This window comes from Qipengyuania sp. 902 (assembly GCF_051195295.1).
Lineage (GTDB): Bacteria > Pseudomonadota > Alphaproteobacteria > Sphingomonadales > Sphingomonadaceae > Qipengyuania.
In genome coordinates this window covers 273,686-295,540 of the sequence record NZ_JBNJLJ010000004.1, presented here as the reverse complement: position 1 = coordinate 295,540, position 21,855 = coordinate 273,686, and the positions used below count along the sequence as shown (strand labels likewise).

At 59.6% G+C, this 21,855-nt stretch carries 18 protein-coding genes; 11 read left to right on the top strand and 7 right to left on the bottom strand.

Translation table 11 applies throughout. From position 1 onward, the window contains the following. Both ACSH0F_RS13740 and ACSH0F_RS13735 read left to right on the top strand, forming a co-directional pair. Nucleotides 1-762: a hypothetical protein gene (locus tag ACSH0F_RS13740; RefSeq protein WP_435203715.1), complete on the top strand. Its 762-nt coding sequence runs from the start codon at nt 1-3 to the stop codon at nt 760-762. 502 nt (nt 763-1,264) lie between these two features. After that, a complete protein-coding gene (locus tag ACSH0F_RS13735) occupies nt 1,265-2,536 on the top strand; it encodes a DUF6538 domain-containing protein (protein ID WP_435203714.1) in 1,272 nt (423 codons plus the stop codon). Here the strand turns inward: ACSH0F_RS13735 and ACSH0F_RS13730 are convergent. Both ACSH0F_RS13730 and ACSH0F_RS13725 read right to left on the bottom strand, forming a co-directional pair. Next, entirely contained in the window at nt 2,517-3,302 is a 786-nt protein-coding gene (locus tag ACSH0F_RS13730) for a glutathione S-transferase family protein (protein WP_435203713.1), read from the bottom strand. The genes ACSH0F_RS13735 and ACSH0F_RS13730 overlap by 20 nt on opposite strands. A 163-nt stretch (nt 3,303-3,465) precedes the next feature. Then, complete coding sequence (locus ACSH0F_RS13725; RefSeq protein ID WP_435203712.1) at nt 3,466-4,221, bottom strand: oxygenase MpaB family protein; 756 nt, start codon at nt 4,219-4,221, stop codon at nt 3,466-3,468. An 89-nt stretch (nt 4,222-4,310) separates the two neighbouring features. Here ACSH0F_RS13725 and ACSH0F_RS13720 point away from each other — a divergent pair, with 89 nt between their 5' ends. Then, nucleotides 4,311-5,540, top strand: a complete 1,230-nt coding sequence (locus tag ACSH0F_RS13720; protein ID WP_435203711.1) for an acyl-CoA dehydrogenase family protein — start codon at nt 4,311-4,313, stop codon at nt 5,538-5,540. On the opposite strand, the gene ACSH0F_RS13715 is transcribed toward ACSH0F_RS13720, so the two are convergent. Both ACSH0F_RS13715 and ACSH0F_RS13710 read right to left on the bottom strand, forming a co-directional pair. Next, nucleotides 5,537-6,631, bottom strand: a complete 1,095-nt coding sequence (locus tag ACSH0F_RS13715) for an acyl-CoA dehydrogenase family protein (RefSeq protein ID WP_435203710.1) — start codon at nt 6,629-6,631, stop codon at nt 5,537-5,539. The two genes, ACSH0F_RS13720 and ACSH0F_RS13715, sit on opposite strands and share 4 nt — an antisense overlap. 44 nt (nt 6,632-6,675) lie before the next feature. Beyond that, nucleotides 6,676-7,329 carry a TetR family transcriptional regulator gene (locus ACSH0F_RS13710; protein WP_435203709.1) on the bottom strand — a complete coding sequence of 218 codons (654 nt, stop codon included), beginning with the start codon at nt 7,327-7,329 and terminating at the stop codon, nt 6,676-6,678. 105 nt (nt 7,330-7,434) lie between these two features. On the opposite strand from ACSH0F_RS13710, the gene ACSH0F_RS13705 reads away from it, so the two are divergent. From ACSH0F_RS13705 to ACSH0F_RS13695, 3 genes are all read left to right on the top strand, one after another. Next, nucleotides 7,435-9,096 (top strand): TonB-dependent receptor, encoded by a 1,662-nt coding sequence (locus ACSH0F_RS13705; protein ID WP_435203708.1) that lies wholly within the window; start codon nt 7,435-7,437, stop codon nt 9,094-9,096. Then, nucleotides 9,050-9,715, top strand: a complete 666-nt coding sequence (locus tag ACSH0F_RS13700; RefSeq protein ID WP_435203707.1) for a TonB-dependent receptor domain-containing protein — start codon at nt 9,050-9,052, stop codon at nt 9,713-9,715. Before ACSH0F_RS13705 ends, ACSH0F_RS13700 begins: the two co-directional genes overlap by 47 nt. Before the next feature lie 275 nt (nt 9,716-9,990). Then, a complete protein-coding gene (locus tag ACSH0F_RS13695) occupies nt 9,991-11,826 on the top strand; it encodes an AMP-binding protein (protein ID WP_435203706.1) in 1,836 nt (611 codons plus the stop codon). A gap of 1,295 nt (nt 11,827-13,121) precedes the next feature. Here ACSH0F_RS13695 and ACSH0F_RS13690 read toward each other — a convergent pair. Next, on the bottom strand, nt 13,122-13,790 hold the full coding sequence (locus tag ACSH0F_RS13690; RefSeq protein WP_435203705.1) for a PilZ domain-containing protein: 669 nt from the start codon (nt 13,788-13,790) through the stop codon (nt 13,122-13,124). 356 nt (nt 13,791-14,146) lie between these two features. Between ACSH0F_RS13690 and ACSH0F_RS13685 the strand changes: the two genes are divergently transcribed. The 4 genes from ACSH0F_RS13685 to ACSH0F_RS13670 all read left to right on the top strand — a co-directional run bounded on the left by ACSH0F_RS13685 (nt 14,147) and on the right by ACSH0F_RS13670 (nt 19,075). After that, complete coding sequence (locus ACSH0F_RS13685) at nt 14,147-14,782, top strand: spore coat protein U domain-containing protein (protein ID WP_435203704.1); 636 nt, start codon at nt 14,147-14,149, stop codon at nt 14,780-14,782. A gap of 121 nt (nt 14,783-14,903) precedes the next feature. Continuing rightward, nucleotides 14,904-15,650 (top strand): fimbria/pilus periplasmic chaperone, encoded by a 747-nt coding sequence (locus tag ACSH0F_RS13680; RefSeq protein WP_435203703.1) that lies wholly within the window; start codon nt 14,904-14,906, stop codon nt 15,648-15,650. Between the two features lie 3 nt (nt 15,651-15,653). Beyond that, complete coding sequence (locus ACSH0F_RS13675; RefSeq protein WP_435203702.1) at nt 15,654-18,137, top strand: fimbria/pilus outer membrane usher protein; 2,484 nt, start codon at nt 15,654-15,656, stop codon at nt 18,135-18,137. 8 nt (nt 18,138-18,145) lie between these two features. After that, complete coding sequence (locus ACSH0F_RS13670; protein ID WP_435203701.1) at nt 18,146-19,075, top strand: hypothetical protein; 930 nt, start codon at nt 18,146-18,148, stop codon at nt 19,073-19,075. On the opposite strand, the gene ACSH0F_RS13665 is transcribed toward ACSH0F_RS13670, so the two are convergent. Together ACSH0F_RS13665 and ACSH0F_RS13660 are read right to left on the bottom strand one after the other, a co-directional pair. Beyond that, nucleotides 19,076-19,480 carry a hypothetical protein gene (locus tag ACSH0F_RS13665; RefSeq protein WP_435203700.1) on the bottom strand — a complete coding sequence of 135 codons (405 nt, stop codon included), beginning with the start codon at nt 19,478-19,480 and terminating at the stop codon, nt 19,076-19,078. It lies immediately after the preceding gene. A gap of 317 nt (nt 19,481-19,797) precedes the next feature. Further along, complete coding sequence (locus tag ACSH0F_RS13660; RefSeq protein ID WP_435203699.1) at nt 19,798-20,847, bottom strand: aldose epimerase family protein; 1,050 nt, start codon at nt 20,845-20,847, stop codon at nt 19,798-19,800. A 102-nt stretch (nt 20,848-20,949) separates the two neighbouring features. On the opposite strand from ACSH0F_RS13660, the gene ACSH0F_RS13655 reads away from it, so the two are divergent. Next, nucleotides 20,950-21,855 (top strand): HpcH/HpaI aldolase/citrate lyase family protein, encoded by a 906-nt coding sequence (locus ACSH0F_RS13655; protein ID WP_435203698.1) that lies wholly within the window; start codon nt 20,950-20,952, stop codon nt 21,853-21,855.

Here is a 21,855-nt window from a genome sequence, read left to right as displayed (position 1 = left end):
ATGCGTGCCCAGCCAACGATTGAAAGCCGACTGCGACGACTCGAACAGAAACTCAATGACGAGCTTGGCTTCCGAGACCAACGGCTGCGCTTTGCCAAAACCGCGAGCCGGAACGGCCCCATCACGTGGGCCCTCCGCAACCACTCCAACGAGGCGTGCGGCCTGATCCTCCCTCAAGGAAGCGCCGCCGAGCTCGCTCCGGCCACCAACGACGAATCCATCCTCTACTTTGGCTACAACGAGCAATGGCAGCCCGCACGCGGTCGGGGCCAAATCGAGTTCGCCTCGAGCAATCTGCGCTTCGTAATCTCTGGTGTTGAGGCCATACCAGACCTGCAGTTCCGTCTTGAATGGGCCGGCGCCAAGACCGAAGGCGGCGTCATCGGATACCCCGGCCAAGGCGCAGCGCATCCGCACTGGCAATTCGATGTCGACGCCGGCTGGCTGGATACCTCGCCCTCAGCGGCTGACGGGGACGAGCCGATCGAGATCGACCTAGAGCCGAAGGCGAAGGGAGAGGAGATCGATCTCGATGACAGCAATCTGAGCGCCGACGCTACTCAGAAACCGCGCATCTCGGCAACGCTTGCGGGTTTTCGCCACCTCCATCTTCCGGCGCGCACGATGTGGCATGACCTACTCTGCGTGATGCCCGACGTGGCTGCGCCACAGCAGCATACTCCAACGTGCCATGACGAGATCGACCGGTGGGTGATCTCGGCACTCCGCTATTTGCGATCCGAGTTCCAGACTTACACTTGACCGAATTGGGATGTGTGCCTGCCTCCGTCATTCATGCCAAGACCCGGCAGAAGCGGGTCGCGGCGCGAGGCCTTTTCTCGGAATAGGCGTCATCCTCGCCGTCGGGCATCGTCAATTCCATTGCGAGGTCGGCGAGCTCGCCTTCTGGCTACCGCGAAAAGGGCGGAACTCCGCAATAGCTGTCACCTCTGGAAGGGGCTGCTCGAACGTAGCAACCACGCCTTGCTTTACCGAGCGGGGGTGATTTCAGGGGTCGATTTCCCTTGTGACTCTGAATTCTGTCTATTTTTGATATACTTACTTAGACGATGTGATGCCTCTTCTGGGCACCAACTCATTGAAATCATTGAATAAATTGTCGGAAACACGGTCCTCGGGGCGTGTTTGCTACGATTCACTGTTACGGTTTGGTGCCCATAGTTCTGACCTAAGCATCGGAAAAACAGTCAGAAATGGTCCGCGCGGCTGTTACGGTTTCAATCCCGGTTTCATGCCCAGAGGCATGACCCGTCGCGGTGATCGCTATTATCTTCGTCGCCATATTCCATCCGACATCCAGCCGATTGCCGGGCGATCGGAAGTCTGGCGCTCACTCAAAACTGACAGCCTGCAAACAGCGCTGCGTCGCTTCCCATTCGCTGCTGCAGCTCTCGAATCTCAATTTGAGCGAATCCGTCACGATGCAGGCATATCAGTTGATCCGACACTGCTACGCCCATGCGAGGACGATTTGACCTGTGCGACAAGCGACGCTTTTGCGCCAGCAGCCCAGACCGAGGCGAGCGAGGCCCTCAGCCTTTCACGCGCTTACTCCCGATACATGGCTGATCCGACGCATCATTGGTCGGCGAGCACGCGCCAAGCTTACGAGACCACTCGCAGGTTCGCAGTCGGCGCTCTCGGCGAGGAAGTCGGCATTGCCACCCTCGCCCGCTCTCATTGCCGCGACTACTTGGAAGTTCTGCGCCACATGCCTCGGAATGCGGCCAAGCGCTTTCCCAAGCTGACGCTGCGCGAAGCGTCTGACCATGCCCGAGAGCGAGGCGACATCGAGTTGGTTAGTGCTGCGAATGCTAACGCGCACCTCGCCAACTTTTCCAGCTTCCTCAATTGTGCGGTCAACGAAGAACTCTCAACGCGAAATCCAATGCGCGGTCTTCGCCTGCGAGATGAGGTTTCCAAGCGAGATAAACGCCATCCATTCAGCGCCCAGCAGTTGCAGGCAATTTTCAGTGCGCCGCTGTATTGCGGCTGTCTCGATGGGGAACGCGGGTATGCGAAGCCGGGGCCTGAGCGTCCAAGAAATGCTCGCTTCTGGGTGCCGTTGATCGCTCTTCACACTGGCATGCGATTGAACGAAATTTGCCAACTCGACACTTCGGACATCCGCGAAATTAAGGGTGTTGATTGCATCGTGGTGAGCGAGCAATCGCGGGATGGGTCGTCTGATAAAGCGCTCAAAACTGTTCCAAGCGAACGGTTGGACCCAGTGCACCCGACACTCAAAAGGATCGGCCTAATATCCTTCGTGAGTGAGCAGCGGCGCATGCATCGATCAAAGCTGTTTCACGAAATAGCCGCCGGTGAGCGAAACGAGATCGGGCTTGGGCATCATGTTGGGCGTCACGACCGATTGTCAGGCCAAGCCCTCCAGGCCCAGGAGCATGCGGACCTTGTTCGAGAAAGGCGATGCATCGTAGTGGTGCAGGATGATGTCGTCGGAACGCGGCATGGGCTCTCGCACTGGGGAATGGTCAGGCGGGTGGCGGGGTAAAACGGATAGTGTCCTTTTGCAGGCCCGCTTCGACGATGGCCAGCCCGCCAGATTTGACGATCCATTCGAGGCGGCGCTCGCGATACTCGCGTCTGAACATCCCTGCATCGACCGCACCCGCGATATTTTCCATGCCGCTCATGGCCGCAACCGCTGCCGCGTTGGCCGAGGCGACGGAGGCGCGCCCGTTCGCCCGCCCGAGCCAGTCGGAGAGCCGCGAGCCTTGCGGCGGCTCGTAACCGAAACCGGCGGCGCCATTGATGTAAGGCGCGGTGCTGAGATCGCCCCAGCCGAACCGGTCACCGGCGAACCATTCGGCATTGCCGAGCTGCTGTTCGAGCCAGCGGTGGTAGGCCGCGATTTGCTCCTTCGCCGCACGCTCCATCTTTCCTACAAGGTCGCCCTTGCCACGCTTGAACCAGTGCAGCTCGCCGAGGCCCCAGATAATGGCTTCGAAATGCGTATCGAGCATGTCTTCGATCAGGCGCTGCAGCGCGCGCTCTGCCGGGTCGATCGGCAGCAGTGCAGGATCGGGCCACTTGTCCTCGATATACTCCAAAATGATTGTCGAATCGAACAGCGTGGTCTCGCCGTCGATCAAGGCCGGGACTTCCAGCTGCGGGCTGGCGGCAGCGAACTCGCCCTGCGCGCCACCCACGCCGATTCCGTCGGGCACGCGCGTTTCGTAGCCGAAGTCCTTCTCGTCGAGCGCGATTTTCACTTTCTGCGCATAGGGCGAAAGCGGGTGTTCGTAGAGCAGGATCATGGCGTTTTCCGGTTCGGAGGTCTTGTCAGCGATGCCAGGCGGTATCGCCCGGAAGGCCGAGCCGAAGCGCTGCCTGATATGCGGGGCGTTCCGGTTCGACCTTCTTGTCTGCCTGCCGCCCGACGAAGCGCACGAGTTGCCGTTCTGGCCAGGCCAGGTCCCATTATGGGCCAAGTTCAAGCTTCTCGCGCACGATCGGCGGCAGGATGTCCACCGCAGCACGGGCCAGGGCTTTGTGAATGAATTTGGGAATTTCGGGACGTGCCTTGCCCGAGGACACGATATCGAGAAAGTCGCTGTTGATCTGGTGCGGTGCAAAGCGAGGTACCAGCCGGATCATCATGGCGAGAAACTCGCTCTCGGAATGAGGGATTTCGGTCACGCCATAGAGCTTTGCCACCTCGTCGCCCCCAGTCCAGTAGGCATGCTTTTCCTCCGCCCCCAGCGAATATACGAACCGATCGTAGGCGGTCAGGAAACCGTATTGCGCGGTCGCCGAGACCCAGTCGAGCAGTTCCGGATTGAGCGCGGTATAGGCCTCTCCGCTGGGAGTTTCGCCGGAGACCTTGGCGTGCATCCGTCCCACACCTGCGATCACTTTTCGCGCCATACTCTGCGGGCCATAAACGCCCAGCATCGCGGCCATGCCGGTACGCTTCGACCGACCGATCGGATCGACAGGATAGACCGAGTGATCCCACACGCCCGAGCGGATGCGGGCATCGGCGAATTCGAGAAGCACGGCGGCAACCCCGCCTATCGCCATGGCGATGCTGTTCTTGAATATCCGCCAATGGATGGAGTCCGGCGCGTGGAAGGCGGGCTCGCCGGTGGGTTTTGTGAAATCGAATTTCGTCGGCGTCGTGCTCTTCTGGTAAGTCTTGTCTGCCGTCTTGGTGATCGAAGCGTGTTCGTTCATGACTTCCCCATTCCACATGCTCCGCGCATATTTGACCTGCGCACCAAGCATGTTATCAGACCTGATAATCTTCGGCAAACGGATATCCCATGAACCTCGACTGGTCCCCGCAAGACACAGCTTTCGCCTCCGAAATCGCAGAATTGCTCGAGCGCGCGTTGACCGACGACATCCGCGACGCGGGTCACAATGCGACCAGTGTCTATCCCGACCATGAAGCATCGATGGCCTGGCAGGAAAAACTGCATGCGGCCGGCCTTGCCGCGCCACACTGGCCGGTCGAACATGGCGGCAAGGACTGGAGCGTCGCGCAGCATTATCTCTATGCGAACGAGAAAGCGAAAGCCGGCGCGCCCTCGCTTTCGCCCATGGGCATTCACATGGTCGCCCATGTCATCGCCGCGTTCGGCACGCCGGAGCAGAAGGACTATTTTCTCCCCCGCATCCTGACCGGCGAGGTGTTCTTCTGCCAGGGCTACTCCGAACCCAACGCGGGATCGGACCTCGCCGCACTCCAGATGAGCGCAGTCCCGGAAGGCGACGACTTCATCCTCAACGGCTCGAAAATCTGGACCACGCACGCGCAGGAAGCCAACTGGATCTTCTGCCTCGTGCGTACCAGCAGCGAGGGGCGTAAGCAGCAGGGCATCACCTTCATCCTCGTCCCGATGGATCAGGACGGCGTCACGGTACGGCCGCTCACCATGCTGTCGGGCGAGACGGTGCAGAACCAGGTATTTTTCGATGATGTCCGCGTATCGAAATCAAACGTGATCGGCGAGGTCGACCATGGCTGGAGCGTGGCGAAATATCTGCTCGAGTTCGAACGCGGAGGCTCGGCCTATTCGGCTGGGCTCAAGATCAGGGCGAAGGAAATCGAAGCCCATGCAAGGTCGCAGGAGGCAGGCAGGCAAAGCCTGCTGGAACGCGGCGACTTCGCCCAGCGCCTTGCTCGCGCGATGATCCGCATCGACGTTCTCGAAGTCCTGGAATTGAAGCTGCTTTCGTCGGCCGGACGCGGCGAGAGCGTGGGCCCGATGTCCTCACTGATGAAGATCATGGGCACCGAACTGGCACAACATCTGACCGAACTGGCCCTCGAGGCGGCGGGGGCGAGCGGCACCGTGTTCCAGCCCCATCCCACGCGGCCGGGTGCGGAGATACCCGGCTACGAGCCGCCCGAAGATAGCTATGTGTCGGGCGAAAATTGGCAGGCGATCGCGCCGCTGCGCTACCTCAACGAAAGGGCCGGCTCGATTTACGCCGGCTCCAACGAGGTCCAGCGCAACATCCTCGCCAAGGCGGTACTAGGACTTTAGGCGATCTGCCGCAGCATGCGGTATCGTTCGACGTGGTCCGCCGCCGTGCCGAGCCGGTTTTCGATCACCGTCGCGCGCTTGAAATAGTGGCCCACGCGCAGTTCTTCGGTCAGCCCCATCGCCCCATGCAGCTGGACGGCCTCCTGACCGATCAGGCGCAGGGCATCGCCCACGGTCGCCTTGGCCGCCGAAATGGCGGCCGGATCGTCGACCTTGAGCGCGGCAAGCAGCGACGCCGCCTCGATCTCCTGCGCCTTCGACCACATGTCGACCATGCGGTGCTGCAGCGCCTGAAAGGACGAGATCGGCACGCCGAACTGTTCGCGTTCCTTGGTATACTGCACCGTGTCGCCGACCATTACCGACGCAATTCCCGAGGCTTCGGCACAGATGGCGGCGAGCGCGCGGGCCACTGCCGTCTCCAGCGCCCACAGCACTGCATCGCCAGTCGCCAGACACGCGTCTTCAGCCAGTTCGAAACCTTGGCACACAATGTCTGCAGAGGGCGTGTCGTCGATTAGAGCGAAGGACTTGAGCGCATTGCCGAGGGTCGCCGGATCGACCGCGAACAGCGCGAACTCTCCGTCGTCCGCTCTTGCAGGCAGAAGGATTAGGTCGGCCTCGGCAGCGAAGTCGACGACCAGCTTGGTCCCGGTCAGCCGCCAAGTCGTTCCATCGCGTTCGGCACGCATGCGGATATGTCTTACGTTGCCGCGCGTTTGTGGTTCCTCAATTGCGGTCGTAACAAGCAGCTCGCCAGCGGCGATCCGTCCGGCCAGCTCATGTTCTCCGAGCACGTCGAGCAGGTTCGCCGACAGGACCTGGCAGGTGATGTAGGGCGTAACCGCAAGAGCGCGGCCTAGCGCGGCGGAAATTATCATCTCGCTTTCGGCGCCGCCGCCGAAGCCTCCTGACCGCTCCGTATTACCGGCCGCTGCGACACCCAGCTCGGCTTCCAGCCGCTTCCAGAAAGCCACGAAGCGCCCCTGTGCCTTCTGTTCGCGGCGCACATCGAAAGGCAGCGTCTTTTCGAGGTAGCGGTCGAGCGATTGCTTGAGCAGTTCCTGTTGCTCGTCGAGTTTGAGATCCATGCGCGTACCTTTGCCGTCCGTCGCGAAATTATCAAGTCTGATAATTAAATGAGAAGCCCCGCCATCAGGGTCTCTACGGTCTGCCGCTTATAGCGCGCATGGAGTGCGTCGTCGGCCGCGGCGATCCCGCCGAACACGGCCGAGAGCGTAAAGCGATTGGCATAGAGGCCGTCTGCCGAACCGATCGTGTTGAAATAGAAAAGCTTGGGATCGACTTTGCGGAATTCGCCGGCGGCAATCCCTTCCTTGATGATGCGCTGCTGCGCGTTAGCGATGGGTTTGAGCAGTTCTTCGGCGATATGATGGACACGTTCGGGCGTGGCATCGCGCACCATCAGCTGGATCAGGCGATTGAGATACGGGATCTGGTAATAGGTATCGAGGATCCCTTCCAAGTGGATGCGCATCCGTTCGGTCGGCGTGACATTCAGACGTAAGAGGGCCGCTAGCTGCCTGATCCGCACCCCGACATCGCGGTCCAGCAAGGCCAGCATCATGCCTTCCTTGCTGCCGAAATAATAGCGGATCATCCCGTGATTGACCTGCGCGCGCGCCGCGATGTCGAGAATGCCGATATCCACCGTGTCCTGCTCTCGCATCAGCGAGCTCGCCGCTTTGAGCAGCGTGTCGCGGATGGCGCCCTTCGGCATCTGCTTCGCCGCAGTGTTCGATCCCGCCCGGTTCATCACCGCCTTCATGGGGCTTTCCCTGTCGCAAGGCAATTGCGCTTGCCAATATTATCAGTCCTGATAAGTTATCAGAAGTGATAAAAGCCCTTGAAGGGGTCATAGCGGAGAGGATCGATGATGAGGATAACGAAGGGCTTTCTCGCCTGTGGCGTGGCGGGTTTTGCGATCGGGGTGCCGACCCTCGCAGTGGCGCAATCCGCCGGTGACGAAGCCGCCGCAGCCAAATCCAGTGCCGATCGCAATGTAATTATCGTGACGGCCAATCGCCGCGAAGAGGCGATCACCGACGTCGGCGTATCGATCCAGGCGTTCTCGGGCGAACAGCTCGACAAGCTCCAGGTCAACTCTACCGAAGACCTTCAGGTCGTCGTCCCCAGTCTCAACGTGTCGCGCGGCTATCAGGGCATTCCGATCTACACGCTGCGCGGGATCGGCTTCAAAACGATCAACCTTTCGGCGACGTCGACCGTCGGCACCTATCAGGACGAGGTCGCGCTCGCCTATCCCTTCATGAACAGTGGGCCGGTCTTCGATCTCAACCGCGTCGAGGTACTGAAGGGTCCGCAGGGTACCCTCTACGGGCGCAACACCACCGGCGGCCTCGTGAACTTCATCTCCGCCAAGCCCGAATTCGGCGCTTTCAACGGTAGCGTCGCCGTGGAACTGGGCACCGAAGAAACCCTCAATACCGAAGGCCATCTCAACATCCCGGTGGGCGATGCAGTCGCGGTTCGCGCCGCATGGCGTACCGAACGCAGCTTGAACGGTTGGCAGAAGAGCATCAGCCGCGACGAGACCCAGGGCGAGGTGGAACGCTATGGCGGGCGCCTGACCCTCGCCGCCGAACCGGCGCCGGACATGCGGATCGAGCTGGCCGGCAATTTCTGGATCAACAAATCCGATACGCTGGCGGCGCAAGCGGTCGGTTTCACCCCGAACACCGATCCGGCCAACGGCGCGCTTTTCAGCCTGTTCAATGCGCCGAGCCTTGCGGACTACGTCGCCGCGAATGCCGACAACTGGACCAGCGATACGGCCGACTGGCAGCCGCTCGATGCGCGGGCGCAGGACATTGGGCGGGGAGCCGGGATCGACCAGCCCAATGCCGAAGACAGCAATTTCGTCGGGCTACGCGGGATGCTGCAGTTCGATTTCGCGCCCGATATCAGCTTCATCTTTCTGACCGGCTACAACTGGGTCAAACGCGACGCCGCCTATGACTGGAGCGGTGCGCCATACGAAATCCTCAGCCAGCATGCAGAGGGCGAAGTCGAGTCGCTATCGCAGGAAATCCGGTTCCAGGGCACGACCGGGCCGGCCGAATGGGTGGTCGGCGGCTACTACGCCAACGACAAGGTGATCGATACCAACCAGACATTGCTCGGCCAGAACGCCAATGTCGGCGCAATCCGGGCTCTGATCCTCGCGCCGCAGGACGCCCTCGGCGGTGCCAGCATCTACCAGTTTTTCGCCGCGCAAGGCTATGCGCCTTACTCGATCAACGATGTCCTCACCTCGTTCCGCACTTATCGGGACGAAGCGGAATTCGATGTTGAGACCATGAGTGTCTTTGCCAGCGCCGATTGGGAGTTGTCGCCCGCGCTCACGCTGACAACCGGCGTTCGCTACACCAAGGACACGCAGGATTACGAGGGCTGCTCGCGCGATCTCAATGGCTCGATGCTGCCCAACGTAAACCTGTTCAACCGTTTCTTTTTCTTCGTGAACTATGGCGCAATCGTTCCGCCTATCGGAGAACGAGTGCAATACCTTTGATGTCGACACGCTTTCATTCGGACCCGTCACGTCGAAGCTCGATGAAGACAATGTTGCCTGGCGCGGCGCCCTGACATGGGAGCCGAATGACGACACGCTGCTTTATGCGTCGGTCTCACGCGGTCTTGAATCGGGGTCGACACCGGTCAATGCGGCAAATATCGCGACCCAGAACCGTCCTGCGCGGCAGGAGCAGCTGACCGCCTACGAGATCGGAACGAAGTTGGCGCTGGCCAACAACTCATTCAACCTGAACCTAGCCGGCTTCTATTATGATTATGTCGACAAGCAGCTCGCGGTCTACTTCGCCGACCTGATCTACACGACGCTCTTGCGCCTCGACAACATCCCGGAATCGCGCGCCTACGGGATCGATGGCGATCTGACCTGGTTCGCAACCGACGAACTGACTTTCGCATTGGCTGGCACTTGGCTGCAGACGGAAATCGTTGGCTACCAGGGTATCAACGCCGCGGGCCAGCCGCTCGATTACGATGGCTTCGAATTCCCTTACAGTCCGGAATTCTCGGGCGCGGCGACGATCACCTACGACACGCCGATCACGGCAGGGCTTGGCCTGAGGGCAATCGCCAACGGGCGCTATCAGTCATCGACATAGTTCGATCGAGGATTTCGCGCCCCTCGCAATCGACAGCTATGGCATCCTGAATGCAAGTCTGGCGGTCTATGACCTGGACGGTGCGTGGGAAGCCTCGCTGTGGGGGCGCAACGTCACCGACACCTACTACTGGGCTTCGGCCGCCACGAACGCGAACACCGCGGTCCGTTTCCCGGGCCGCAGCGCGAGTTACGGCGCGACAGTTCGCTTCCGCTTCTGACAAGGAATGGTTTCCGGCACCGTATTTGCTCATCCGCGGTGCCGGGAGCGACTTTATGACTGAGGCCAAGCCGCCCTACAGCCCGCTTCCTCAGAAGCGACCTGCAACCGATGTGGAGCGCCGCGATGACGGATCGATCCTGATCTGGTCCCGCCACAATCCAGCGGACGTTCCTGACAACCTCGCAGCGATCTTCCGCGAACGGAGCGAGGCGCATCCCGACCGATCGTTCCTCCTTCAACGCCAGCCGGGTCATGGACCATGGACCGGTGTCACTTGGGCAGAAGCGAGAACCTCCGCGGACTCTATTGCCCAGTGGCTGATCGATCGCGGTTTCGGGGCCGATGATCCGGTCATGGTCATTTCGGGCAAGTCACCCGAACACGGACTGCTGATGCTCGGTTGTTATACCGCAGGCGTCCCTATCGCTCCTGTCAGCGCGGCGTATTCGCTGATGTCGCAGGACCATGAAAAACTTCTGCATTGCTTTCGAAAAATCGGCGCGAAGGCAGTGTTGGCCAAGGAGGGTGAATTGCACTCCTCCGCTCTGGCTCGGCTTCGGGAAGCGGCGCCCGATCTTGTGGTGGTGACCTGCGACGGCAGACCTGAAGGGACAGTCGATTTCACCGAACTTTGCCGGCTCGAGCCAACCTCGCAAGTCGATCGACGTGTCACGGCGATCGGCGCCGATACAGTCGGCAAATATCTGTTCACTTCGGACTCGACCGGAATGCCGAAGTGCGTGCCGCAAACGCACGGCATGATGACGACGGTGATCGCAGGGCAGGAAGGTCTCGGGGAAGAGAGCCGCGACGAGCGCGATCCCCCCGTCACGCTGGAATGGATGCCATGGAGCCACATCAGCGGCGGCAACATCTTCTTCAACGGCTGCATGTGGTCGGGGGGAACCATGTATCTCGACGAGGGCAAGCCGGTTCCAAGCATGTTCGAGACGACGATCAAGAACCTCTACGAGATCTCGCCAACCGTCTTTGGCTCTGCGCCTATGGCTTTCGCCATGCTTGCCGATGCCGTGGAACAGGACGAAAAATTGCGGGGCTCCTTCTTCAAGAATGTCATATCGCTCGGTTACGGCGGGGCTACACTGTCGGACGACCTCTACGACCGGCTGCAGGCACTCGCCATTGCAGAAACCGGCAAGCGGATCCCGATCACGACGATGTACGGCGCGACGGAAACGCAAGGCATCACCATGGTGCACTGGGAAGTAGATCGCGTGGGCCTGATCGGCCTACCGATGCCCGGTATCACGCTGAAGCTCGTTCCGAATGGCGAGAAGATGGAGGTGCGAGTGAAGGGCGCCTCGGTCACGGCGGGCTACAAGGACGACGCAGAGAAGAATGCGCAAGCGTTCGATGAGGAGGGTTTCTACCGGTTGGGAGATGCGGCCGGCTTCCTCGACGAGGGTGATCCCGATCGCGGGCTGGTTTTCGACGGCCGCGTGACCGAAGATTTCAAGCTCTCGACCGGGACATGGGTTTCGGTCGGCACGCTCAGGCCGGAACTAGTGACTGCATGCAGTCCGCTCTTACATGATTGCGTAATTGCCGGTCAGGACCGGGAGGATATCGGCTTGTTAGTTTGGCCCAACCCTGCAGCTGCTCAGAAATACGTGACCAAAAGCGGCCCTGCCGGCCTCGCAATTCTCGCAAACGCCATCGCCGCGAGACTTGCCGCCTTCAACGCACAGGCCGGCGGCCATTCGCGGAAGGTCAGAAGCATGGTGCTCCTGACGGAGCCGCCCTCGCTCGATGCCGGCGAGATCACCGACAAAGGCTACATCAACCAAGGCGCGGTTCTCTCCCAATGTGCAGAGGCGGTCGCGCTGTACTCGGATGAAGGTTCGCCTCTTGTCCTGAAAATATCCTAATCTTCGGCCGCAAGACTCAAGCTCGCGAACGAAATGGTTTGCATTTGTCGATTTCCAGAAATGATCTAGAACGCGGTTGCTAATCGTTCGACAGCTTTCTGTATTTCACTGTCTGCTAGCGGCCCCATTCTTGCCGTTATTGATTGGAAACGGGCAGGGGCCGCCTTAATCGGATGTTGTCGGATCCTTCGGTGCGGTACGTGGAGGGTCGCCCAAGTGAGCCTCTATCAATTTGGTGGCTAGCCGTAAGGCGTCAGGCGCTGCGCGATGAGGCATTGGTGAGCGCCGCAACAGATAAGCCAGGTGGCTATGCTGATCTGCACTGAAGCCGTGAGTAAGCACTGCGAAGTGATAGGTCGTGAAACGCTGTTCCTGACCCGCTGCGTCGAATAACCTGTCGAGCCAGTCCTGATCGTATCTGGGAGCATCCGTAGCCTCGATCACGTGCTGCCCGAGGAGGGCATTGAGCCAATCACAAACCTCGCTTGGATCATGACCGTGCTGATTGAGAGTTTCGACCGAAAGGCCGTGGACTGCCTCCGATGCCGGGGACCAAGTACCGCTCTTCCACGAAGGTGTCGTACGGATAATCCTGGCCCCGGTTTTGATCGGTTTTCGCGCACCCTCAACTAGCGTCATGCCGACTTCGATCGGATAGCTCCCAATACCCAAGGCTGAGGCTTCAATACCAAGGATCGCAACGCGCCTATCGGTTCAGGTCAATATGTCTTTCATTCTTGAGGCATCCTTTCACCTCAGACCCTTCCAATCCATGGCCAGAAATTGTGCACCAGTTGCAGGTGGTGCCGCCATAGGCTGATCACGAATGCCGTCGCTTCACTCTCAATAAGCACTGCTGGGCAAATCACCTTGGCGGCCTAAGGGCGAGTGACCAAAATTTCCCAGTGTTTTGAGTGCCCATTTTTGTCGTCTAAGCGGCACCACATTTCATGAACCGCACAAAACCGCTAATTCTTGACCACCCCAGTCCTGATTGCTGAGAAATTTTTTGTGAGCAAAGTCCGCCAAATCAGCTTCGCTCGCCCATTACGGACCCTCGAGATTTGCTAGAAAACCGAAGAATTGCTTTTGATGAACCGGACTGCCGGTTGATTTTTAGTTTCTGCTGAGCCGCGCGGCTATGCGGTGGAGCGCGCCGTTTTCCCCGTTGTCGCATGAAATTCGCGAAGCGATGATGATCGGATCGTCTCGACGACGGGCATCATGAGGGAAGTATTGAAAGCCGTCGTTCGGGTAAGTAACCAAACCCTTTACGCTTTTTGCAAGATGGCATTTCAAAATTTGATCAAAATACGAATCTGATCTTCCTCAAGACCGAGCTTGTGGGCAAGATCGCGTCGGGAGGCAGCGATCGTTTCCTGAAACAACACATCAACACCGTTGTCCGGCGCCACCGTGCTTTCCCGAGTTTCCAGAGTGGGAAACTGCGATCGCCTTAGAAAGTCGAGCACCGACTGCTGATTTTCGTGAGAAGGGGTCGCACGGCCGCTCTCCCAAGCCCAAAGGGTCGGCCTGCTGACCCCGAGATGTCGAGCCAGTTCGGTCGTGGTGTAGCCCGAGGCCTGACGCGCAGCCAGCAAGGCCTCGGGAAGCTTGGCCAGAACACTTTCGGATGAAGTGAACTCGGTGGGACTAACGGAATTGACACGCAGGATGTCCGAAAGGTGGGCCTCTGAGAGTGGAGTGACGAAGGTACAGCCATAGAGCGTGTCGCTAGACCACGCTACAGAAGCCTCGATGGGATGCTCGTCGCGCGGGGCAATCTGCATGGTCACCGACTGACCAGGCGATAGATATTCGAGCGTTGAGAGCAGACAACCCTCGCGTGACAGGTTGAGAATGCTGCCGGGAAGTGTCGGTCCTTCTCCGGAGATAATCGAGATCGGCAGTTGTAAGGTGTGACGCCGCGAACTGCGCGACTTGGCTCCTCTGCCGACTGTCATGATGGCCATCCCGTCTAGAAGTGTGCGGGCCTACCATGTCCTGCGCGTAGCCTCAATTCGCTACGGGGAACTAAACTTTTGTTAAGCGAGCTGAACAACCGTTAAGCCTTCTCTTTATGTTGGCGGAGGGCAAGTGTGCCATCGTGAAACATTTCCCCAAAACACAACGCCTTGAGCATTTACATTGAGCTTAACACTTTGTTAAGTCAGTTGCATCGCAGGACGACGATTCGGAGTGGGCAGGCAGGAAATCTTCTGCAGAAAAACTTAGCTGAATCATAAGACTGCGCGTTTGATGCGCTCCGCAGATATAAAAGACGGAGTTCTGGCAATTTCCTTTCACGGGAGTTGTATTTTTGGGTTCGCACTTAACGGCAGTGTTAAGCACTGTTCTCGCTTTGATGTCTGAAAGGAAGTACCTTATGAAGAAGCTTGCTCTGGTCGCTGTCGCGGCTACCGCTATGATCTCGTCGCCTGCCTTTGCCGGCGCTACCGACTCCGCCACTCTCGACGTCAGTGCCACCGTAGCTGACGAATGCAGCATCGAAGCGCCTGCCGCATTCGAATTTGCTTCTGTCAACATCAACCAAGGCGCTGGTGCCAATGCGCTGCTCTTGAAGAACGGTTCGCAAAATGCCGATTCGGGAACGCAGAACATCTATGTGAGCTGCAACTACGCCGCGCAGATCGCTGCGAAATCCACCGCCAACAACGGTCTGCTGAATGCTGCCGGCGCAAGCCTTGCAGCGAACGATGCCGCGGACTTCACCAACCTGATCCATTACCGCATCGAGCTGACCTCGAACGATGGCAGCTTCAGCAAGCTCGATTACCGCACCAAGGGCACCGGCACCTCGCCGACCGTCACTCCTGGCGGCGCATTCCACGACGATGCCAACCTGAAGGTCTACATCGACCGTGACGATACTCAGAAGCGTCCAGTAGCCGGCGCTTATGTAGACACCGCCGTGATTACGCTCGGCGCGATCTGAGGCTGAACGAGCCTTTTGAAAAGAAAAGGGGGAGCTTCGGTTCCCCTTTTTTCTGCGTTTACCGCACATTGAGGGATAGGGATCAATGTGCGGACCGTGCGCCGGAGCGGCGAAGGATCGAGTGGGGGTTGCAGTGATCAGATATCTTCTCGCCGTACTGAGCGCGGCTTTGCTGGCAAGTACACCGCTGCCTGTACAGGCAGCCCGTATTTCGCCGATGGTCGTCGATGTCGAACCGTTCGGCAGGGAGTCCATCGCGCGGGTCGAGCTCACCAATCCCGGGGCCGGAGAGTTTCCGGTGGAAGTCCAGATGTTCCGCGGTGTGATCAGCGAAGACGGGCAACTGGAATTATTTCCGGCGGACGACGATTTTCTCGTTTTCCCGGCCCAAATCGTAGTGCCTGCCAACTCGCAACAAGCATTCCGTGTGCAGTACGTTGGCGATCCTGAGCTGGCCAAATCCGAAGTCTACTACATGCAGGTCAGGCAGGTGCCGGTGGAAGTTTCGCCGGGTCAGTCGCAAGTCCAGGTTGTCGTCAACTTCAATGTATTGGTGAATGTCATACCTGACGGGAGCGCCCCAGAGCCGGTGGTCGACAAGGTGGCTGCCGTGATGAACGGTGAACAGCCAGGCATCCAGGTGCGGCTGGCCAATCGCGGCACCCGGTACTTCACCGCAGGAACCTTGCCGTGGCAGATCCGCGGCCAGGCCGAGGATGGAAGCGCGGTCAGCATGCAGCTGACGCCGGAGCAGATGGCGAAGCTGATCGGCGTCGGAGTAGTTGCCCCCGAGCGGTTCCGGTCGTTCTTCATTCCGACAGAAAGGCCAATGGCAGAGGAAGGCCTTACCGTTACTCTGGGGGGCTGATCCGTGATCGGGGGCAAATCCGCCGGCCTGATCGCCGGGGTCAGCCGATTGGCACTGATAACCGCCTGTCTGGGCCTGCCCTATGGTGCGCGCGCCAACGAAATGGTTGCGCAGTCGGTGACGGAACCGGCTGCCGGACGGCAATCGCGTTCGATCGACATGTCGGTACCGCTAGTATGGAATGGTCGTGTACTGGGGGACGTACTCGTTCAGGTGGAGCCCGATGGAACGGCCGCTATCGAAAGCCAGTCGCTGACCACCCAACTCTCGAGACTGTTGAACGATGCGGGCGTCGTCCGCCTCCGCGAAGCAATAGCGGGGAATCCTTTCGTCACTTCGTCGGAACTGGCGACTGCAGGATTCGATATCAATTTCGACATGTCGCGCCTAGAACTTGTGGTACAGGCGATCGAGGCGACCTACCGCCCTATCGAACCGCTGAGAGGACGCCAAGAGTCCGCCGAGCCCGAGTTGCCGACGATCGAGCCGGCAAATTTCAGCGCCTATCTTAATGCCAGCGCAAACCTGATCTACCGGGACACCGGCGGTCTCGGACCACCCGAAATCTTTCTTTCCGGTGCAGCCCGCTATCGGAACGTCGTTCTCGAATATGACGGCGGACTCGCCGAAGGACTGAACGGCCAGTATCGTCCCTACCGACGGGCATTAAGAGCGGTCTACGACCAGCCTGAAACCTATCGACGATGGAGCGCGGGCGATCTTCGGCTGACCAATACCGGTACGTTGCAGACCCCCTTCATCGGCGGGGTCGCTCTAGAAAAAAGCCGCCGCGTTTTTGACCCGTTTGCGCCAGTCGTAAATCTGGGTGGACGGCAGATCCTGCTGACCTCCCCTTCCACCGTGGAGGTCATCGTCAACGGCACTTCATATCAGACGCTGGATCTCCAGCCCGGCACTTACAGTCTCGAAGATCTGCCAATACAGGCGGGATCTAACGACGTCGAACTGGTCGTTCGGGACGCAACGGGGCGTGAACAGGTGACGCGCTTCGACTATTTCTTCGAGCCGATCGAACTCGAGGCCGGGGAGGACGAATACACCTTCGCGGCCGGGGTGATGGCGACGGAACTGGACCTGCAACCACGGTATTCGGACGATCCCGTAGCAATTGCGCATTACCGCAAAGCTTTGAACGATACGCTGATCCTCGGGGGCGGCTTCCAAGCTTCGCAGGACGTGCAGGTGGTTTCGGCAGAAACACGCTTTGTGCCTCAGGTAATCCCTGGCAGCTTCGATCTGCAAGGCGCGGTGAGTTCGGGCGATGGCACTGGCTTCGCCGTGCGGGGTGGATACCGTCTCGTCGCAGGTACCGGCCCAGAAGCGATCCGTTTTTCGGTCAGTTTCGATTACAACAGTGACAATTTCCGGACCGTGAGCGATCTGACCGATTTCCGCCTCGAGAGCCTTTCGCTCAATGCAATCTTCAGCAAATCACTTTCCCCGCGCACTTCGATCCTAGGCGGTGCTAATTACCTCTCGCGATCGGGAGCGGGTGACCAGAGCACCGTTTTCGCGGACATATCACATTCTACCAGACACAACCTGCGGTTTACCGCCGGGGTAGAGTACGGGACGGGTTCGGCGTTCGGTCGAAACTTTGGGGTACGCGCGTCCGTTTCATACTTCTTCGGGGGGCGGCATCGGGCTGATGCCAGTTACCAGAGCAGACGCAAGTTGGCGCGCGCTACGCTGTCACGCAGCCTGACCAATAATGTCGGATCGCTAGGCTATTCGATCAATGCGCAATCGTCCGACGGCAGCACATCGCTGGACGGGGTAGTAGATTACATATCCAATCGTTTCGAGGCGCGCGCCTCGCTTGCAACTTCGGGACCGGACCTTGGTGGAGTCACCGATAACCGGACCGCCAGACTGCAACTCGGCACATCCTTCGCGGTAGCGGATGGCGCATTTGGTATCGGTCGTCCGATCCAGGACTCATTCCTTCTCGCCCGTCCCCATCAAACGCTCCGGGGCACCGACGTTATTACCGGACGCAGCCTCACTGGCGGCGCATACGAAGCCGCCAGCGGACCATTGGGGGCGGCGGTGGTCAGCCGCCTCTCATCCTATAATACGCAGGACGTGCGATACGATATCGACTCGCTCGAAGCTGGCTACGACATCGGGACGGGTGTGGCCCGTGTCGATCCGCCATACCGAAGCGGTTTCGAATTCGTCGTTGGCAACGACCGGTTCGTAAGTGCAGTTGGCTTCCTGCAATCGGGCGACGAACCGGCCGCGCTCATGGTCGGACGGATCACTTCGGTCGACGACGAAGGCTTCGAAGCGCAGCCATTCTTCACGAACTCCGCCGGCCGCTTCGGAGTGATCGGGCTGGCTCCGGGTCGCACCTATGTCGTGCGCCTCAATGATACGGGGCAGGAGTTCACGATAGAGGTGCCGATGGAAATCACGGGCCTTCTTCGGTTGGGGACGGTTCGAGTACCGACGAAAAGCGACTAGGAGACGATATGAGACAGTTGAACTTAGTCCTGACCCCAGTCGCGCTCGCCGCGATGCCCACATCGCTGATGGCAGCCGAATGCGTGCCCGAATTCGCGAGCGCCGACCAATCGGTGGTAGTTAGCGGCGTCGAGATTGCCCCCGGCGCGATGAGCGTCGACAATTTCCAGGTGCGTATAAGAAAATCACTCGGAGACGACAGCAACGCCGGACGCAGTGCTGCTGGAAAGCCTTGCCCGGCGACGATCAGAGTCTCGCGTCTGACGGGCCCGGTCGATCCGAATTTTCCCGAATACAATCTCAGGGCGCCCGGACAGTCGCAAATCGAGATTCTCCAGGACCCTTCGGCCGGCGGTACTTCGCTAAGCGACGTGAAGATCGCAAATGCGCCAGTAGGACCGCAAGGGCGGTCGGTCCCGTTCGACCTGCAAGTACCTACCGAGTGGGGTTTGACGGCAGGGACTTACACTGATCGGCTGGAACTGCTTTTGTTCGACCAGAACGGGGCGCTTGTCGACCGGACCAACCTCACGATCACCATACTCATTCCAGCCACAGTCTCAGTCAGATTCGTAGGCGCAGTGATCGGTGGCGGCTTCGGATCCGGAGCACGGATCGATCTCGGCACACTGTCAACGTCCGAGCAGACGCGGTCACAACCGTTTGGCGCGCGCATTTTCAGTACCGCGCCTTATTTGGTGAACGTCGCTTCCGCCAATTCGGGTAACCTGGCGCACGTCGATTTCGGCAGCGAGATTCCCTATCGTCTTTACTTCGACGGGGCGCAAGTCGATCTTACTGGTATCAGCGCCTTCACTTATCTTGCTCCTACTCCTCGTTCAGGGAACACCCGCCCGATGAGTTTGGAAGTTCCGCCGGCTTCAGTTCCGGCGGGACGGTACAACGACCGGATAACACTGACAGTCAGTGCCCTTTGATCAAAGGGCCGTAATTCCAAGGCTGATCGCCAGTTCCTCGCGCAAGCCCTGCGCCTGAACGACGAAGGGCACCTTTTTCGCTCCAGGACCCTGGCGGACAGAAATATCGGTAAGGCCGGTTGGCGCAAGCGGGCTCGCTTGTCCGGCGTAAACGATGCGCGCAGTTTCTCCTGCCGCCAATGTACGATGCGACGCGATCACGCGAAAACCATGGCTGGCGTTGCACATCTCGAACACATTACCCGTAGTAACCCCGCTTTCCCGATCAACCGAGGCGATAGACGCTTCTAGCTGGCAAACCTCTGGGATATTTAGGGAAATGCGCATCCCAGCCGACGCGCCTGGATTGGCTTTGGCGGCGGAGGGAAAAGCCAGAACGGCAGCAAACAGGGCAAAGCGAAGCATGATCTTCTCCTTTGCCCGAATTTATAATTAGGAAACCTAAATATACGGTATATTTGGAGATCTCGCCCTTTGCTGAAAATGGGATGCAGTCATTCAATCTATACGCCATCCGCGCCCTTTGCCCAATTCCTTAACATGGGATGTAATGGAGCCTCCGTTTCGCGACCCACTTCGCCACACCCGGTCAGTCAGTTGTCGGCCCGTAGCCGCCGTTGAATTGATGCTGAAGTGAAATCAAAGTCTCCTTAAAGAAATTTCCCAACAATTTGAGTGCCCTTTTTGTCGTCTATGGGGCACCATTTTTCTCAATTTCAAACTTAAACGCAGTCGAACGCGTAGATCGTCCGGCTTGCGAAGCTGCGTCCGGGGCGCAGGATCGTGTCGGGGAAGTGCCGCTGGTTGGGACTGTCGGGGAAGAATTGCGTCTCCAGTGCGACGGCGCTGCGAGGGACGTAGTTTTTCCGGTGTTTGCCCATCGGCTTGTCGCCGAGGAAGTTGGCGGAAAAGAGCTGTAGACCGGGCATGTCGGTATGGACCGTCATGCGGCGACCGCTGGCAGGATCGAACAGCGCGGCCGCTTTTCGGAGGCCGGCGCCGTTTAGCGCGAAGCAGTGATCGTAGCCCTGGCCGAGCGCGAGCTGCGCGTCCGGGGCGTCAATGTCGCGGCCGACCGGCTTGGGCTTGCGGAAATCGAACGGCGTCGATGCGACATCGGCCCATGCGCCGGTCGGAATCAGGTCTGGCGCTACGGGAAGATAATGATCGGCGTAAATCTCGAGGACGTGGTCGAGCACGCTGGGCGCGCCCGCGCCAGCCAAATTCCAGTAGCTGTGCTGCGTCGGGTTAAATGGTGTCGGCGCGTCGGTTTCCCCCGTGTAGTCGATGACGAGCCGGTTATCCTCGGTCCAGACGTAGCGCACGGTGGTGCGTAAATTGCCGGGGTATCCTTCGTCCCCGTCCGCGCTGTCCAAAGTGAAAAGCACGCCGTCGCCCTCGCTTGTGGTGCAAGCCTCCGCGCTCCAGATGCGCTTGTCGAACCCCTCGTGTCCGCCGTGCAGGGCGTTCGGCGGCTGGTTTGCGTCGAGATCGTAAGTGCGTCCGTCCAGCGCGAAGCGCGCGCCAGCGATGCGATTGGCGAAGCGTCCGATGACCGCGCCATGGTAGTATGGATCGGAGAGATAGGTCGCGGCGCTGTCGTAGCCGAGGACTACGTCCGCGAGTTCGCCTCTGCGATCGGCTACCTCGAGCGACAGGATCGTCGCGCCGAGGTCCATCACCGTCAGCCCCGCGCCATCCGCGCTTTCCAGCCGCCAACTATGGACATCGCGGCCGTCAGGCAGGGTCTCGAAGAACTGCTTTCGTACCATACCTACCAGCGCAGCAGATCACCTGCACAACGACAAGCGCGAAGTGCGGATGGGGGCGAAAAGGAGCTGTGGCTTGAAAAACAGGCGCAAACAGTGTGCTGCATGGTCGGGAAAACAAGAGAGGCATTCGCGATGAAGATGCGGTCATGGCTATTCGCGCCGGGGGACAGTGAGAAGAAGATGGGCAAGGCGGCCGATGGCGATGCCGATGTCGTTATCTTCGACCTCGAGGACGCCGTCGCGCCGGAGAACAAAGCTGCGGCGCGCGGCATGATCCGCGATTATCTGGACGCGCATCCGGACAAGCGCGAGGGCATTTTCGTGCGGGTCAATCCGCTCGACGGGCCGTATACGCTGCACGATCTTGCGGCGGTGATGCCGGGGCGGCCAGGCGGGATCATGCTGCCCAAGGCCTACGGCCGCCAAGACGTCGAGACGCTGGACAAATATCTCTCCGCGCTGGAGGCGGCGAACGATATCGAGCTCGGCTCGACGCCGGTTATCGTGCTGCTGACCGAAGTGGCCGAAAGCATGTTCCACGCCGGCGACTTCAAGGGCGCCCCGCGGCTGGTTGCGCTGACCTGGGGGGCGGAGGACCTCGCCGATAGCATCGGGGCGGCGAGCAATCGCAATCCCGACGGCAGCTTTGCCTTTACCTACGAGCTGGCACGCAGCCTCTGCCTGCTGGGCGCGGCAACGGCAGGGGTTCCGGCGATCGAGACGATCCAGGCCGACTTCCGTGATCTGGATGGGCTGAAGTCGCGCGCGGAGACCGTCCGCCGCTCGGGCTTTCGCGGCATGCTGGCGATCCACCCGGCGCAGGTCGAGGTCATTAACGAGGCCTTCACGCCAAGCGCGGAGGACATTGCCGAAGCCGAGGAGATCGTCGCGATCTTCGCTGCCAATCCCGGCGCGGGCACGATCGGCTGGAAGGGTGGCATGCTCGACCGGCCACATCTCTCGCGGGCGCAGCAATTGCTGGCTCAGGTCGGTAAGGGGTCCGACTAG